Genomic DNA, 16,329 nt, shown 5'->3' on the forward strand with positions numbered 1-16,329 from the left:
ATCTAATTGTCGAACAGTGGTGGGGGCTGGAACTGCAGGACTTTGTGCCGGTTCATACGGGGAATAACCGCAGGGATTTCATCGCCTGCATTCACCCCCCTACCCGCACTTTGGAAAATTCCTGTTAACAATTTCTCTGAAGGATGAGCAGCTTTAAATCTTACACCCATTCTAGAAAGGACACCCTTGCCCCCCCTCTGAACTAAAAACACCGCAACACCCACAAGTGCCAGTGGCAGACCCGCTTCCTGCACCCCATCGGCTCCATGTAAAAAATGAGCCCCCGCTGCGGCCAAACTCGGAAAAGTTTCTGCGGCATAATGGAGTAATCTTTCTGAGGCCAGGCTAGAAGCTACACTCAGGGCAATCAGAAGAGCTTTGCCTTTGCTACCCGTAAGACTACGAACGACGGGCATCCCATCTCCACCCCTCTCCACTAATTCAGTAGGTTCACAGTCCTCAAGCTGTGTGCTATTCCTACTCCGCTCGGCTGCTGCCATCATCGTTACTCTTTCATCGGCTTCAACATACTCGCCATTGTGTGGATTAAATATCGTCCTTTTGCCTCGAAGAGCTTCTGGAGGAGGTTCAGCCATCACATAATTTTTTTTAGGGTCACGTTCAAATTCAAACGAGGGGTCCAAGGGAGGAAGTTCAGGTAAAGCCTCAACTGTTGGAACCGCCAAGGGCAATTGCATTTCAAATGCCTCAGCTCTACGTCTTGCTGATGATAGTGGATTCAAGCTTATTCTATCGCTTGTAGCGACAGCCGGGGCGGGCATATCGGAAATTCTTTGGGGAACGCCAGCTCCTTGCTTACTTGAAAAACTAGGTCCAACATCAAAAGTGATATCTGCGGGTCCTACTTTCACCGAAAATTGGAAATGCCGTTTAAACTCGACACTTCCATCTGGATTTTGCACGCGGACCAGTTCAGCAGGATTAGCTCCTGCCAAAGTTTTGCCAGGTTCTATGACATTAAAATGATAGACTTTACCTTCAAGCCCTTGGACAAAAATAGTGCCCGACTCGCGCCAAATTTCAATTGCTGGCCTATAGCCGGATTTAGATTCGTAGGTGAGTTTTTGTCTTTCAATATCCAAATAAATTTTTCGATGAACCCCCTCACCCAAATGTTCAAAAGGATTTCCCAACGCTTGAGTAGTAGGCAACTCACCCAAGGCGGGGAAATCCACGAAAGCGTGACATTCAATCTCTCCTCGTGCAATGCATCTCGCCATTCTCGCGGCATCCTCGTAGATCTTTGCAAGCGCGACTTGACCCGCTTCAAATTGTCGCATTCTTGCTTGATGAGCACGCAAACGAGGCCCTACAAGGGCTAGCAATCCTAACGCTAAAGCAGCAGGTAAACCATAGGTTAACAACTTCTCACCAAACGATGCAGAATGCAGCGCCACAAACTGCAAAGGATGAGCTTCGCCATCCCCTGCACGCAGCAAGGCAGAAGCCCCCAAAGCCAAAATGGCAGGCAAGGCCTTTAAGACTCCTCCCCGTTCTGAAGTGGCTGCTTGCGCTGCCTTTGCCGCCTCTTCTCTAATTCGATGACGAATCAAATGTTCGGCAAGTCCATCAAGCAGATCGGCATGAGGATAGGGATCTTTTTCACCCTCCACCGCAAATCGATAACCAGCGCCACTTGCATTGAGTTTCGCATAAACTTCTGCGCGCAATTGACTGCAGGCAACCTCGAGTTCTGTTCCTTCTAGTTTTTCTAATTCGTGAAAAGTTTCAGGATTTTCAACTTTAACGGCAAGTTCCCTAAACAACGCAGTTAGGGCCTGTTCAGGTAAAGTTAAAGAGCGACTCAGTAGCCTCAAACAATGGTAGACCGATTGATAATGATTCCACCCCTCGACGATGGGGGGACTTGCTTCGATTTGATTAATCTCCGCCTTTGCAGCTGCAAACAAGCCTGGAAGCTCCTTTGGAGAAGCTTCGCGTAGGATAAAAACGCTAGAAATTCTCTCTGCACTCAAGGGCACAGCGGGGTCATAAGTTTCATCCACTCCCAGCCTCAAAGCCTCACGCGGGGCAAACAATTCAGTGATGCCATTGGGATTTTTTAAATTTCCATCCGGATGGCGTGGCTCGGTACCTCGCACGTATACCTCGTTTCCAGGCACCAAATCATGCGCCAAAGCAAAGTGTTCGGTTTCGAATACCAGGGTATTGTGAGAGCCCCAGCGGTATTCATGAATGAGTTCACCCACATTCACCTTTTGCCCCACTTTAGGAAATACACGAGAGCTAGACACCAGGGCCGCGGAGGTGCAAACCATCGCGACACGGCCATGCCTGGGAGTTTTAATAGTGATCACTACTCGATGATTTTTACTTTGAAATTGAGTGCCTTCTCTGCCATCCAGATTCTCCACCGCATTTTCCAAACGCAAGGCAGGATCCACCGTCTGTAAAACACCGGGGATCAGCTCCACACTTTCGATTTCTCCGGAAACAGGGGTTAACGTTTGATGATAATCTTTAGGAGACAGATAAATTGCCATCGCGGTGAGCGACCTGCCTGCAAATTTGGCGGCCGTACTCTCCCCCAACCCTTCACGCAATTTTAAAAAGGCATCTCCATTTGGTTTTGCTTCTGTCACCGGCGCCTTACCGGCAAGGCGCACACCGGTATCCAACAAGTTTTCACCGCGCGCCACCCAATCTAAAACTCCATCGTGATGAGCCTGACCCAGATGAACCGGCAATCCGCCTTCGGGCAGCTTCAGCGCCCGCGTGAAGAAATCGTTAAAGGTACGAATGCCTTTCCAGTTAAAACGTTCGTCGTGCTCGATCTTAAATTTTTTCACCAAGATTGCACGCAAACTATGCAAAGCCTTCTCACCCCACATTTGAGACAATAAACCAGGAAAAGCATCTCGAACCTCGTCATAAATTCTACTTATTGGCACGGTAGAACAAAGCTGCTCCAAGGCGGCCGTGAGGGCAGGCGCATCCAATTTTTCGTTATAAAAATGATTGGCAGCCAGAAAGAGGCGGGATTTGGGATCTTTGACATCCCCCAAACGAACAAACTCTCTCGGCCAGGCATCCTGGGCATCGTATTGTACCGCTTCATAAAATTGCCCGGTGTGTTCGTCTCCAAGCATATGCTCTTCAGTTGCCCGACTGAGGGAATCTTGCTGCCAGGTGGAATCATCTACTTTTAATCGACTCTCTCCATTTACAGTATGCCTATATCCGTCTACGCTTTGGAGTTCCGGATGAGTAGGCATGTAGTCTTGAGGGCCCTTCACTCCGGGATGGTTCCATTCGCTCAACAAGGCCGTGTTCTCCAAACGACGCTCTGTCCACAGATGCCGATAAACTCCAACCGCCAGACCTGCCCCCAAGGTGAGGAGATGAGGCACTTGAGAAACAAGAGACTCGCCTAACACCAAAGTTTTGGTGGCAATAGAAGACACGCCTAAAAGCAAAGCGGCATAACCAAACTTGCGGTAAGAACCTTTTGTGAAAGGATGAATGAAGCCACTGAGTAAAGAAGGGACTAACCCTATAATTCCTCCCAAACCCGCTGAGGTAGAGAGCATGGTCAATCCCGTATGAATTCCCGCTTCAATTTTATTCCACTTGGATTGGCTCTCTCTTTGTTCAGGCGTCCAATCGGCATTTCCTTTTCTGCGATCCAGGCGACGACGATTCACCAGATGTGCGATCCCCCCCACCAAAGCCAGAGTCACCAAGTGCCCTGGAGTGCTGGCCAGCAAAAAATGCCCCGCGTTTTGTAAAAAGTGGGTCAAGGCAGAAGTGGTCTCCGCTACAACGGGATGCAACTCTTGCGCCTGGGCCTCAGCGGGTTGAATCAAATGGGTAAATCCAAAAACTCCCACCACCGAGGCAACAGAAACCAAGGATTGTTTTAAAAATTGACCGGCTGACGCGCCCCTCTCCCTGACCCTCTCCCTCAAGGGGAGAGGGAAATTAGATTTTCCTTCCCCTTGAGGGGAAGGTGCCTGTAAGGCGGATGAGGTAAGGGCTTCTGAATTGGGATTCACGGCATCAGAATTGGAAATCGGATTGGCATCCAATTGCACACTCCCCTCCTCTGCCCCTGAGGTAGCTTCTCCCCGAGGAGAAGGGAAGACCGTCTCCACAAAATGCACGGCATCCCCATCGAAGGCCACACGCACTTCATCTCTTTGATGCCGCGCAGAAAGATCCCGAGCCTGCGTTGCACTTAATCTTTCTCTCAAGGCCATGCGCAGCAAATCGGCTTTGGAAGGCACTCTGACGCTTTCGCGATGAGCGACACCTAGACGGGCAGGATGAGAAGCTTGCGCGTGTAAAACATCGAGTGCATTTAAAAGTTCCACAAAACCTTCCAAACGACGAATTTGGGTGGCACGTAATACAAAGCTTGCAGACCCACTCACCAAAGATTTTGCAAAACGATTAAAAATCTCCCGTGCTTCCGTGCCAGAAAAATTTTGAAGATAGGCATGCATTTGCGCAAAATATTGCGCAGGAATTCCACCATTCATGCTGCGTGATAAAAATCGGCTCCGTTCTTCTTCACTCAAATGAAAATTATGACTTTGCTCAATCAAATTTTCCAGCGAATGCCCACGGGCCTGATATTCCAGCGCTTCAGCGATAATACGTGTGCGTTCATCCAGAGAAAAAGTAGTCAGAGGAAGATTCCCCATTTCTCGCGAATACACTTCATCAATAAGGGCCACCCGCTCGCGTAAAATTTGACCGACTTCTTCAGGGCTTAAGGCCGCATGAATATCCAGCTGCAAATTCTGACGATAGGCCGGCACATTTCCCTGTTCTATCCCATGCAGCACCGCCAAAATGCGTCCACCGTCCGCAGAAAGAGGGTCTAATCTTAATCGCTCAAAAAGATTTCCATATCGAGGCAGAGTCTCTTTCATGTGGTGAATGGCTTCCCAGCGGTGTTTTAAAGGTCCCAAGACGGGAAGATGCCCAGTGATGCGACCGGCAAGGTCCATCTGCCCCGCTTCAATTGCTTTTCCGGCGAGCCAGGTTCCCCAGGAGGCGGTTTCTTCGTGTTCTCGCAAACCTACGGCTTCTTGCGCTTTGTCGGCGGTTAAAAATCCAAGCAGAGTAGAACCCACAAAGTTGGCACTGCCCAAACCCGCTTCGGCGGAATGCACCAATCCCCGCTGAGCCAGGGCAGAGAAGGCAGAGGAGTCGATCAAACGCACGGCACCTGATCTTAACGGTTTGATAATCCGTGAACCAAACAGCTCTCCATGCCCATGACAGGCCAAAAACATCACCAGGTTCGACAGATATTTTTTTGAAAGATGATAAGCCCCCAAATTCTCATGACGCCAATTTTGAAAGGCGAGTCGATGATGCGCCGGATCGTGCCTGCTTTGACGATAGGCCTGGGCCGCACCGAGGGCGGTTTCCAGACCCACGAACACTGCGGCTTCGCCGGCCTTCATCGCCAGGGTACAAAGCAAACGCCCCCCTAAGCTGGCACCGATTCGGGCAGAGAAAAGCCCACCAAACATGAAAGGCAAAAGGAAAGAGGCATTCGACCAAACACTGGCCTCCCCATGAATGGGCAGCATCTCAGAGGCACTGGAAAGCACCCCATTCATTTGGGCACGGTGGCGCAAAAGGTCTTGAAGACCTGAAACCTGATCGGCTGGGGCCCCATTTTCTTGCAACAAAGAACAAAGCGACAAAGAAACCTGCGCGGCGTTAAAACGAGAATGAGAGAGCTCTAAGGTGAAGGCCTCCAGATTGGCATTCACCTGCACGGCAGAGAGACCAGCGACCGAATTGGCATTGATGAAATTCAAGACGAGTTGTCCTATCGAAGTTGCAGAGGCCCTATCTTCGTTGCCTAGCAGGTGGTTGACGGAGGCTTCGATGTTAAAGGCAGGCGCCTCGGCGGAATGCTCAAAAAATTCTCTGAGGTGAGTAAATCGAGTTTCCGTCGCAGAGCCCAGTAAAGTTTGCATCGCCTGAGCTACCGTCAAACGATGTTCTGCCTCGGCTGAAGTGAGACGACTAATTTCCTGGATGAATAAATCTTTTTCCGCATTCAAGGCTTCCGCTGTATCTGCCCCTTCGGAAGCAAGGATCCCGACTTGATGATTGAGTGCAACATCGAGCACACGCAGCAGAGTGGCCGATCTCAGGCTGGCACGCTGGCTATTGACCTGGGTTTGCAGTTCGTGAGCCAGTTGATTTTCGGGATGCTGCAGCACCATGGCCTCTAGTCGGGACGAAATTTGATCCAGCCGATCTGCCGTGAGCTCATGGGTTTCCATCCGAAGCACAGGAAGCACTTGAGCGAGCTCTGTGAGACCGCGTTGCTCTTCGGCACCAAGCCTTGCCCTGCCACGATTTCCGGCCGCGGCACAAAGTGCTCCGAGACTATCCAAGGCCTGTAAGGCTTCGCTATTCATTCCAACGCGGGTATAAATTTGGGCCAGTTCACGATAAAGCCGGGCATTCGCCAAATTGGGAGTTTTGTTCGCCAGCTGTTCCGAGACCCTTGCACCCAATTCCCGAACGGCGTCTTGAAGTCCAAAAGAAGCGAGGATCTGCAGGGCCTGTGAGGCATTCTGAAAACTTTGAGTGGACCAGCAACGACTGCTGTTCGCATTGGGAGCCAGTTGATGAGCGATCAGGGTTTGTCTGAAGAAAGTGTCGGCTGAGATGCTATCGAGCTGACTGAGACGTTCTTGCCTTTGAGCCTCCGTCCCCGAAGAAAGATAAGCCTCAAAATCGTTCACCGCTTGCTCCGACAAACGGCCGTAGGCCTGGCGCGAAAGCCCGGAAAATTCTCTACGAAAAAGATCTCGACCCACAGACGTTTGGGCATAATTTCGAATGAGAGTTCTTAAAATTTCTTGTCCCTGTGCAGAGAGTGAAGCCCGTGAAAGCGATAAGGTTCGAAGCGCTTCCACACTGGCACTGTGACCAGAATGTTGGATGGTGTGTAAGGCAATGGCCGCAACCCTTTGGCGTTGTTGGGTCAGCCGTTCCGTCACTTGCGCGCGACGTTCGGCCAGTTGAGTAGGGTTAAGGTGATTCCGTGCCCAGTTTCCAATCGACAAAACCGTGTGAGCCGTGGCGGTGGCCATCTCATGGGCTAAATCACTGATACTTTTTTCATGATTTGGAGTTTGAGTTTCGCTGAGGTTGCGAGCCGTCAAAAAATCGATGTCGGCCAAATAATTATTTTCCAGGCTCTCCCGCAGGGTTTCATTGTGAGCAACAAATTGATCGACCTGTAAAAAAGCGAGAGCAGTTTCGGCGGAAACCGAAAAAAGAGAAGCCGCAGAATAAAGCTCCGCGCGCAAATGCAGCAGCTGGCCTATCACCTGCGCTTGCAGTTCTTGGGGCGCAGTCGCCGCATGAGCCAGAAATTGGGTGGCTGCCATCAGCTCCTGAGCCCGTTCGGTCACATCGTGAGAGGGATGCGACAGAACTTGAGTGATCCGCTCAAAACCACTTTGCAAAATGCCTTGGGCATAAGAGGTGCCTTCAAGCGCGGCAGCCAATTGGCGTCTAAGCTGCAGCTGTTGTGGCACAGCCAGGCTTCGACTCTCTTCCGAAAAACCTTGAAGGATTTCCGTAATTTTTGTTTCATCTCCCAATTCAACCAAACTGGGGAGAAGCATCAAAAGGGCTTCCTGCCTATCTCTGCCCTGAAGATTTTGGTGAATGAAATGGAGGCGGTCCCGAGTAAACTCTCTCAAGTTTTCCTGTTCGCCCGAGGAAGCGAATCTTCTGGCCACAATAGCGGCCGGTACTGTTGTTGCCGGCAACAAGGGAACCACACTTAAATTTCGTGGGGGGGAACCAGGCTCTCCTCCAGAAGAAGTCGCATTGACAGAACTTTCCGGGAGTGAAAAAGGAGAAACAGCAGGAAGAATTCGAATAGCCATTTTGGAATCCTCGGTTATTTTTGACTTGTTATTAGTTTTAGGGGGCAGGCCCCTCTACCTCTATTGGGAAGTGGTCGGCAATTATTAAAAAAAGTTGCTAAAAAAATGCATCCTGTCTCATTTTTTTTATAAAGGTTAAAAAATGCCCAACTCCTTGCAAGAATTTGTTAATTTTCTCGAACAAAAAAACGAACTGCTTCGAATTCGGGAAGAAATAGACCCCATTTTGGAAATTAGCGAAATAGCTGACCGCGTCATGAAAAAAGGAGGGCCTGCCCTGCTTTTTGAAAGGGTAAAAGGATCGGAGTTCCCCCTACTCATCAACACCTATGGCTCGAAGCAGCGAATGGCCTGGGCCTTGGGCGTTGGAGACATCGAAGAACTGGCGACAAAGATACGTCAATTAACAAAAACTCAGCCCCCCCAAGGGATATGGGAGAAACTGAAAATCCTTCCAAAAATGATGGACGTCGCGAGAAGTATGATGCCCAAAGAGGTGGGTTCGGCCCCCTGCCAAGAGGTGGAGATGGAGGAAGTAAACCTTTCCAGGCTCCCGATTTTGAAATGTTGGCCCAAAGACGGAGGAAAATTCATTACCTTGCCCATGGTCATCACCAAAGACCCCGAGACAGGCCATCGAAACGTCGGGATGTATCGCCTGCAGGTCTTGGATAAACAGAGCACGGCCATGCACTGGCAGATTCATAAAATGGGTTCAAGACACTACAACAAGTACAAAGAACTTAAAGAGAAAATTCCTGTGGCCGTGGCCATTGGAGGAGACCCCTGCCTCAGCTATGCCGCCACCGCTCCCCTGCCCGATCAAATGGATGAATTCATGTTTGCTGGATTTTTAAAAGGAGAAGGAATCAAGACAGTCCGATGTCTGACGAACGATCTGCAGGTTCCCGCCTCGGCCGATTTTATTTTAGAAGGCTATATCGACCCACTGGAAGAACTGGTCGACGAAGGACCTTTTGGAGATCACACGGGTTACTACACCCCGGTAGAAAAATTCCCGAAATTCCATATCACAAAAATCACGCATCGAAAAAATCCCATCTATTTGACCACCCTTGTAGGCATCCCGCCCATGGAAGATGAATTTTTAGGCAAGGCGACGGAAAGACTCTTTCTCCCTCTGGTCCAGCTTACCTTCCCCGAAGTGGTGGACATGAATCTTCCCACCGAGGCCTGCTTTCACAATCTCTGCATCCTGAGCATCAAAAAGCAGTATCCCGGACATGCCTTTAAGATCATGCATTCCCTCTGGGGTCTGGGCCAGATGATGTTCTGCAAGGCCTTTATTGTGGTGGATCACGACGTGGATGTTCAAGACATCCAAGAAGTGGTTTGGCGGGTCTCCAATAACATCGACGCCAAACGCGACATTACTTTTGTGGATGGACCGGTAGATCATCTCGATCACGCCTCCCCTCAGCAATTCATCGGCAGTAAAATGGGCATTGATGCCACTCGTAAGTGGAAGGAAGAGGGCTACACTCGTGAATGGCCGGAGGATATTGTAATGGACACAGAGATTAAGAAAAAAATAGATCAAATATGGGAAAGGTTAAATCTTCATCTTCCTCAACCTTAAACTATTCAACACCACGCTCAACGAGGAGAAGACCATGGCCAGTGAAGCGCCCATGGGAGTGAGGTGAAAGGGAATCCAGCAGTCTAAAAAACCACTCGCCAAGGGAATCAGCAGCAAATTGTAAATAAAGGCCCAAAATAAATTTTGTCGGATCACCTGAAGAGTTTTTTTGGAAAACAGAATAGCTTCCCAAAGCGCCATCATCGAAGGCCGAATCAAAACCACTTCGGCTGCTTCACGGGCGATTTCGGTGCCCGAAGAAAAGGAAATTCCCAAATCCGAAGCCGCCAAAGCGGGGGCATCGTTCAAGCCATCTCCCACCATCGCCACCCAACCGTAGGATTTTTTCCATTGCTGAATGATATGCAGTTTGTCTTCAGGCTTTTGTCCCGCGTACACCTGAGTTACGCCCAAATCTACAGCGACTTCCTTGGTATTCTCCAGGCGGTCACCACTTAAAATTCCCACCTCATAATTTTTTAGGATTAAACTCTGCAACAATAACCTGGCATCTTTCTTGACTAAATCTTGCAAAATAAAAACAGCCAGACTGCCCTTGCTGGAGGCAAGATACAAACAGATGGAACTCGAATCACTAAAATCTTTTAATTGATCTTTTAATAGCAGCGAAATTTCTAAACCCTGTTCTATCAAAAAGGCCTCGTTGCCCAAGTAAAAGTTTTCTCCTTCCAACGCAGCCATCAGACCTTTTCCAGGGAAAGATCGAAATTGCTCCAAGGGCAACAGATCCATCTTCTTTTGCTGGGCCGCCTGGCCAAAGGCCTCTGCCAAACGGTGCTCGGAGGCCTGTTCAATGCTTGCCGCAATTTGAACCAGCTTGTCCCTGTCCCAAGGACAAGCGGGGGCAAGTATCACTTTTTGCAACAAGGGATGACCTTGAGTGAGGGTGCCCGTTTTATCAAACAGAAACGCATTGATTTTAGACAAACTCTCGAGCGCCTGACCCGACTTGAATAAAATCCCCGCCAGAGCCGCCCTTCCCATCCCCACCACCAAAGCAGTGGGCGTCGCCAGGCCCAGGGCACAGGGACAGGCCACCACCAAAATGGAGACAAAATGCAGCAGGGCCACAGACAAGGGCTTATGAAAAAACCAATACCAAGTACTAAATACAGTTAAGGCTAAAAATAAAACCAGGGGGACAAAAATAGCAGAGACCTTGTCCGCCAGTTTGGCCACAGGGGCTTTTGAGGCGAAGGCCTCTTTTACCCAGGCCATCATTTGAGAGAGGCTGGACTCTGAGGCTACTTTTAAAATTTTGATTCGTAAAAAACCATTTCCATTGCGACAACCCACCCATACCTTATCGCCTTTTGTTTTCTCTAAAGGAAGAGGTTCTCCACTACGCATCGATTCATCCACTTCGCTTAAGCCTTTGATCACTTCCCCATCGGCGGGAATGGTTTCGCCGGGCTTAATCAATACTTCATCTCCTACTCTCAATTCTTCCACTGCCACCCACTGCTCTCTATCGCCCTGCAGGAGTCTCGCTTGAGGAATTTGAAGTTGAGACAATTTTAAAAGCGCGGTCTGTGTTTTTGCCTTGGCCAGAGATTCCAGGTAAGTGCCCAGCAACACAAAGCAAGTGACTCCCGCCGCCGATTCAAAATACAAAGAGAGTGCATGAAGAGGCACAGCAGGATGACGCAGAGATTGAAAAAATACAGTGGAACTGTAGAGATAAGCACTGAAAACTCCCAAGCCAATCAGACTGTCCATATCCGCCTGAAGGCGAAAGAAAAAACGAAAAAGCCCGCCCAGAAAACGTTTGCCTGAAATAAGGAGGATGAGGGTACAAAGGACAAACTGAATCAAAAAACGGATTTTAAAATCGATAAAATCAAGACCATGAAAAATATCCGGCATCGCCAAGAGCATTAAAGGAATGAAAAAAATAAAAGAAAAAACAAGCGAAATTTTTAAATGCCCCCCTTGCGGATTCAGATGCACTGCTGTTTCAATGGGGGTCACACTCGAAGAAAAACCCAGTTTTTGTATTTCATGACTTAGGGTCGAAACTTCCAAAATATTTTCATCAAACTCCACCTGAGCCGTTTTACCCAAGAGATCGACATTGATTTTTTTGAGACCTGGCAAAGCCGAAACGGCTTTTTCGATACGGCCCACGCAGGAGGCACAGTGCATGCCTTCAATGGAAATAGTATTTTTCATTGCACTCTCGCTTCGATGACATCAATAAAACGACGGGCGGATAAAGCTAGAACGCCCCATTGTAAAGGCAACCAGTAGGGAATGCCCAAAAAATCCGCATCGGAATACTGCAACAGATGGAAGCTGCTCCCCATAATTTCAAGGGTGGGAAAAAAGAGCGCTCCCAGCAGAAAAAATAACCAATCCCATTTCGCATGAAAAAATGCGAGACGCACCACGACGTAAATGGAAAGAATAAAAAAGAGCAGATGGGGATAGATGAGCGTTGAAAGCGAACCCCCATAGGCTAAAATCAGAGGCAATATCTCTAAAAATACCCAGCGGTATTTGAAACTGAAAGTGGCTGTCAAAAATTTTTCAAGCGGGGGAAAAACCAAATCCATCAAGACAAGGAGCAAACCCAAAGAAACGGAGTACCATAAAGGTTGTCGAAGAAAAAAAATGGATTTAAATTCAAGCAAACCATACTTCACTTGAAAAAATACCAACGGACTGAGAAGTAGTATTCCAACAATAAAGGAAATGATTATTTTTTTGAGTTTTCTCATTCTTTATAAATACGCAGAGCCACCCATGAAAGCCAATAAAAAACAGATTTCTCTACGACTTCTCATCTTCTCATTTTTCTTCCTTTTCTCACTTCCCTCCTCCCACTTCCTTCTTCTCACTCCCCCCCTTTCTCTTTACGCCTCACCCCTCATGCCTCACGCACCCCCCCTGCCCCACGATGGGAAACTACGCCTCTACAATTATTATCTGGGTGATTTTTTAGAAATTCAATACGAAGACCAAGGAGAACCTATTCCGGAAGCACTCGAAAAAATAAATACCTTTTTAAGGTCCCGTGACAGCGGGATCAGTACCCCCATCGACCTCAATATTTTAAGACTGGCCGATCATCTGCAAGATCATTTTAAAGTCGATACCGTCGAAATCATTTCTGCTTTTCGAACCAGGGAATTCAATAATAGCCTCAAAAACACAGGCCACAACGTCAGCCCGGTCAGTTTTCACACTCAAGGAAAAGCCCTGGATATCCATTTGGATGAAATAAGAGAAGAAACTCTAAGAGATTATTTACTCTCTTTAAAACTGGGGGGCGTAGGTTATTATGGCCCTTTGGATTTCGTGCACATGGATACTGGGCCTGTACGCGCTTGGAGTGAAGGGTCGGAAAAAAGTAAACGCAAGTTGATTGGGGTGCTAGAGCCCAAAGCAGAGTGGCAATTAACTTCGGACAAGAATGAATATTTATTGAATGATGTAGTTTTACTCCATTGGAATACTTCTCCCTCCCCTTTGACGGGGGAGGGCCGGGGAGAGGGTGAACAATCACTTAAAATAACACTTCAACATTTTTTTCGCGGCAAGTGGGAGAATGAAAAAAAAATGGAATTCGAACCCTCTTTTAAACTGGAAGCCAAAAATCTGAAAGCGGGCAAATATCGTATTCTATTTGCTTTAAAGGATGATTCTAAAATTTACTCCAGCAATGAATTTTACGTAAAAAACAAATAGATTAACCACACATGAACCTTCCCCAACACAAACTGCTCAAAAATGGAATCTTCTGCATGCTGCTTTCTTGCGTCTTTTTTTCCTTCATGGGTGCCTTTGTTAAAATTGCACTGCAACGGGTGGGTGTGGGTCAGGCAATTTTTTGTCGCTCCATTATTACAGCAAGCATCCTGGCTATTTTCATGTTCAAAAATAAAATCTCTTTTGTGGGCCAACATCCTCTATTGCTTTTGGGTAGAGCCTTGGCGGGATTTACGGCCTTAAGCCTGAATTTTTATGCGGTCTCCAAAATCCCTTTGGGAGATGCCGCCATTCTGAATCAGACTTCACCCATATTTGTCGCCCTGCTTTCAGCATTCCTCTTGGGTGAGAGGCCCAGCGCTTATTCGCTCTTTCTGAGTGCCGTCTCCTTGCTGGGGGTGGTACTGATTATCAAACCCGTCTTTAGCCATTTGAACATTGCCTACGTCGCCGGTTTGCTGAGTGGTTTTATGGCGGCGCTGGCTTATCTATCCATTCGACAACTGCACAACACCGATTCTTCGTTTACCATGGCCATGTACTTTGCGGCGGTGAGCAGTGTTTTTTCATTCCCCTGGATGCTGCATCATTTTAGCGCTACTTTTCCCTTCATCTGGATATTGCTTGTTTTATCTGGATTAGCGGGCACCTTGGGACAACTTTTTCTAACCGTCGCCTACAAATACGAAGAGGCCTGGGTAATTGCACCCATCAACTATAGTGGTGTTTTATTTTCTTTTTTGTGGGGGATCTTTCTCTTTAAAGAAAGTCCGGATTTGTATTCGCTGATGGGGTCTGTGCTTATTATTGTCTCTTGTATTCTGCTGACACGAAGACCTTCCCCTCTCCCTTGAGGCATAGGTATCTACACAAGTCAGCAAGATACTAATTTTGTTACTCTTGCTGATCCCTCCCCTTAAGCTAAGGGGAGGTTAGGAGGGGTTATGAAAGATTTTGCAAATTAGAGAAGCCCTGAATTTTGCAAGGTTTTCCATAACTCCCCCAACCCCCTCTTAGCTTAAGAGGGGGCAATACCAAAAGATGTGTAGATACCTATGCCCTTGAGGGGAGAGGGTCAGGGAGAGGGTGAAACTCAAATATTCTTTTTAATATAATCCGCAATCCGCAGCGAAAAAGCCATGATGGTCATTTGAGGATTTACTCCCAGAGAAGTGGGAAAGATGCTGCCATCGCTAATGAACAAATTGTCCATCTCGTGAACTTTTCCAAAAGAATTGACGACCGAATCTTCCGCCTCTGTCCCCATGCGGCAAGTGCCCAAGGGATGAAAGGCCAGCACCTCCATATCCTTTTTTGTCACTTCCAATTTTTCAAAAATTTCCAGGTCCGCTCTGCTTTTCAAGACAGGCATGGGATGGAAGGGCGTGTAAACTTCTTTTGCGCCCGCTTCAAAAAAAAGCCTGCACAAGAGGCGAGTACCCTGAATGAATTTTTTCACGTCGCTTTTTATCAGGTTATACAAAACCATCGGATAATCTTTGGGGCCCAAATAAACACTGCCTCGCGTGTCATCGCTAATCATGAAACCAAAACAGGCCAGATGATCGAATTGCTCCATCACCGTTTTATGCTCAAGCCCCATCAACAAGATGGAAGGCCCTCCGATGGGAGGAGTGAAAATTCCTTCAAACATGATGCCTTGGTCATTGTAGTCTTCACAATAGTAGCTTTGTGGTACTCCTTCCCAACCCCGCACTTCCTCTTCAAATAAAGCGAAGGCCTTGCCCGCAGGATGCAGCGTTAAATTCTTACCCACCTCGGCCAAATTCAACTTTGATTTTTTGAGCAGTACAGGAGAAAAAATACTGCCGGCAGCAAGCACAAACACCTTGGCCTTCACTTTGACCATGGCCCCTTTTTCAGCCGTCAGAGGATCTACAAATTGTGCCCGCACTTCCCGCACCTTTCCTTTCTCATGAACAATTTCTTCCACTCGACATTGAGCCAACAGGCGAGCCCCTTGTTGCAGGGCCTGAGGAATGAAGTTGAGTTGCACACTTTGCTTGGCATCCGTGGGACAACCTAAAGTACAAACACCACTTCCCTCGCAGTTAATCACATTTCGAAGCAGAGGCTTTCCCTGCATGCCCATTTTTTGAAAACCGCGCTGTATGATTCTGGCGCTATTCCCTAAAAGATGTTCGGGCACGGGGGTCACATGCAGGATAGACTCAATTTTTTCAAAATAAGGCCGCAAACCCTCGGATGAAATATCTTTCAGGTCATATTGGGAATTCCATTTTTGGATCACTTTATCCGGTAGGCGAAAACAGGTCCCGGAGTTGATGGTCGTGGTGCCCCCCACGCTACGTCCAAAAGGTAAAAGGACAGGAGGAAGACCCAAGGCCGCAAAGAGACCCGACTCCCTCCACATCTGACTGATGCGCTTTCCAATAGGCTCTTTAAAATCATTCAGATCATAACGCCCACCTTCTTCCAGGATCACCACTTTCAAACCCTGGGCACTCAGTTCGGCAGCTAGAGGAGCTGCCCCTGCGCCTGAGCCAATCACGCACACCTCGCAATCGAGGGATAAATCTTTATCCGAATGAAGAAGCACATTCTCGGAATGAAGTGCGGGAGAAGCGGGAATCCGCGGCTTTTTAAGATAAAAACCCAGGGCCTCTTCTACCTTTTTTTGGCTGTAATATTGAGAGATAATTTTGGCTTCCAGCAGTCTGAAAAGGATCTTTTTGGGATAAAAATGAGAATAATAAAAAGATTGGACAACTTTTTCTTGCTGAAGAGGCTGAAGTTTTAAAAAAGGTTTTAAAAATCGAAGCAGCCCCCCCCACTCCAGCCATTTTAATCCAAGCCTGAAGGACTGTTGCATAGTGGCTTGGCAACACTGAAGAGATCTCTCCAAAGAATCGACGAGTTGTAAATCTTCACAGCAAAAGGGAAGTTTCTCTGTCTTGGGAATCAGCAGATCCACCAAAGCCTGAAGTATTTTTCTCTCCTTTGACTTGAATTGAAAGAGTTTACTCATAATTGAATATCCCCGAAAACGTTCGAAAATCGAACCCCCGTTTTATTTTCAGACATCTTGATTAT

The 16,329-nt window shown here is 47.8% G+C and carries 7 protein-coding genes; 3 read left to right on the top strand and 4 right to left on the bottom strand.

Annotated elements, in window-relative coordinates; genetic code table 11:
* Positions 1-2: 2 nt before the first annotated feature.
* Positions 3-7,922, bottom strand: coding sequence for a phosphatidylserine decarboxylase (locus HQM15_00990; protein ID MBF0491342.1), 7,920 nt, complete (start codon positions 7,920-7,922; stop codon positions 3-5).
* Positions 7,923-8,064: 142 nt separating this feature from the next.
* On the opposite strand from HQM15_00990, the gene HQM15_00995 reads away from it, so the two are divergent.
* The gene (locus HQM15_00995; protein MBF0491343.1) at positions 8,065-9,522 is read left to right on the top strand and encodes a menaquinone biosynthesis decarboxylase; all 1,458 of its coding nucleotides are present in this window, start codon (positions 8,065-8,067) and stop codon (positions 9,520-9,522) included.
* On the opposite strand, the gene HQM15_01000 is transcribed toward HQM15_00995, so the two are convergent.
* Positions 9,496-11,715 (bottom strand): cation-translocating P-type ATPase, encoded by a 2,220-nt coding sequence (locus tag HQM15_01000; GenBank protein ID MBF0491344.1) that lies wholly within the window; start codon positions 11,713-11,715, stop codon positions 9,496-9,498. The genes HQM15_00995 and HQM15_01000 overlap by 27 nt on opposite strands.
* Positions 11,712-12,263 (bottom strand): hypothetical protein, encoded by a 552-nt coding sequence (locus HQM15_01005; protein ID MBF0491345.1) that lies wholly within the window; start codon positions 12,261-12,263, stop codon positions 11,712-11,714. Before HQM15_01005 ends, HQM15_01000 begins: the two co-directional genes overlap by 4 nt.
* 151 nt (positions 12,264-12,414) lie before the next feature.
* On the opposite strand from HQM15_01005, the gene HQM15_01010 reads away from it, so the two are divergent.
* Both HQM15_01010 and HQM15_01015 read left to right on the top strand, forming a co-directional pair.
* A complete protein-coding gene (locus HQM15_01010) occupies positions 12,415-13,233 on the top strand; it encodes a YcbK family protein (GenBank protein ID MBF0491346.1) in 819 nt (272 codons plus the stop codon).
* 11 nt (positions 13,234-13,244) lie between these two features.
* Positions 13,245-14,108 (top strand): DMT family transporter, encoded by an 864-nt coding sequence (locus HQM15_01015; GenBank protein ID MBF0491347.1) that lies wholly within the window; start codon positions 13,245-13,247, stop codon positions 14,106-14,108.
* 239 nt (positions 14,109-14,347) lie between these two features.
* Here the strand turns inward: HQM15_01015 and HQM15_01020 are convergent, their stop codons facing one another.
* Positions 14,348-16,264: a GMC family oxidoreductase N-terminal domain-containing protein gene (locus HQM15_01020; protein ID MBF0491348.1), complete on the bottom strand. Its 1,917-nt coding sequence runs from the start codon at positions 16,262-16,264 to the stop codon at positions 14,348-14,350.
* Positions 16,265-16,329: the final 65 nt, after the last annotated feature.

Source organism: Deltaproteobacteria bacterium, from assembly GCA_015233135.1.
Classification (GTDB): Bacteria; UBA10199; UBA10199; order JADFYH01; family JADFYH01; genus JADFYH01.

Bases quoted from the DNA above. Each gene is read 5' to 3' on its own strand.
- HQM15_01005 (MBF0491345.1), bottom strand. From the start codon at position 12,263: ATGAGAAAACTCAAAAAAATAATCATTTCCTTTATTGTTGGAATACTA.
- HQM15_01000 (MBF0491344.1), bottom strand. From the start codon at position 11,715: ATGAAAAATACTATTTCCATTGAAGGCATGCACTGTGCCTCCTGCGTG.
- HQM15_00995 (MBF0491343.1), top strand. From the start codon at position 8,065: ATGCCCAACTCCTTGCAAGAATTTGTTAATTTTCTCGAACAAAAAAAC.
- HQM15_01020 (MBF0491348.1), bottom strand. From the start codon at position 16,264: ATGAGTAAACTCTTTCAATTCAAGTCAAAGGAGAGAAAAATACTTCAG.
- HQM15_00990 (MBF0491342.1), bottom strand. From the start codon at position 7,922: ATGGCTATTCGAATTCTTCCTGCTGTTTCTCCTTTTTCACTCCCGGAA.
- HQM15_01010 (MBF0491346.1), top strand. From the start codon at position 12,415: ATGCCTCACGCACCCCCCCTGCCCCACGATGGGAAACTACGCCTCTAC.
- HQM15_01015 (MBF0491347.1), top strand. From the start codon at position 13,245: ATGAACCTTCCCCAACACAAACTGCTCAAAAATGGAATCTTCTGCATG.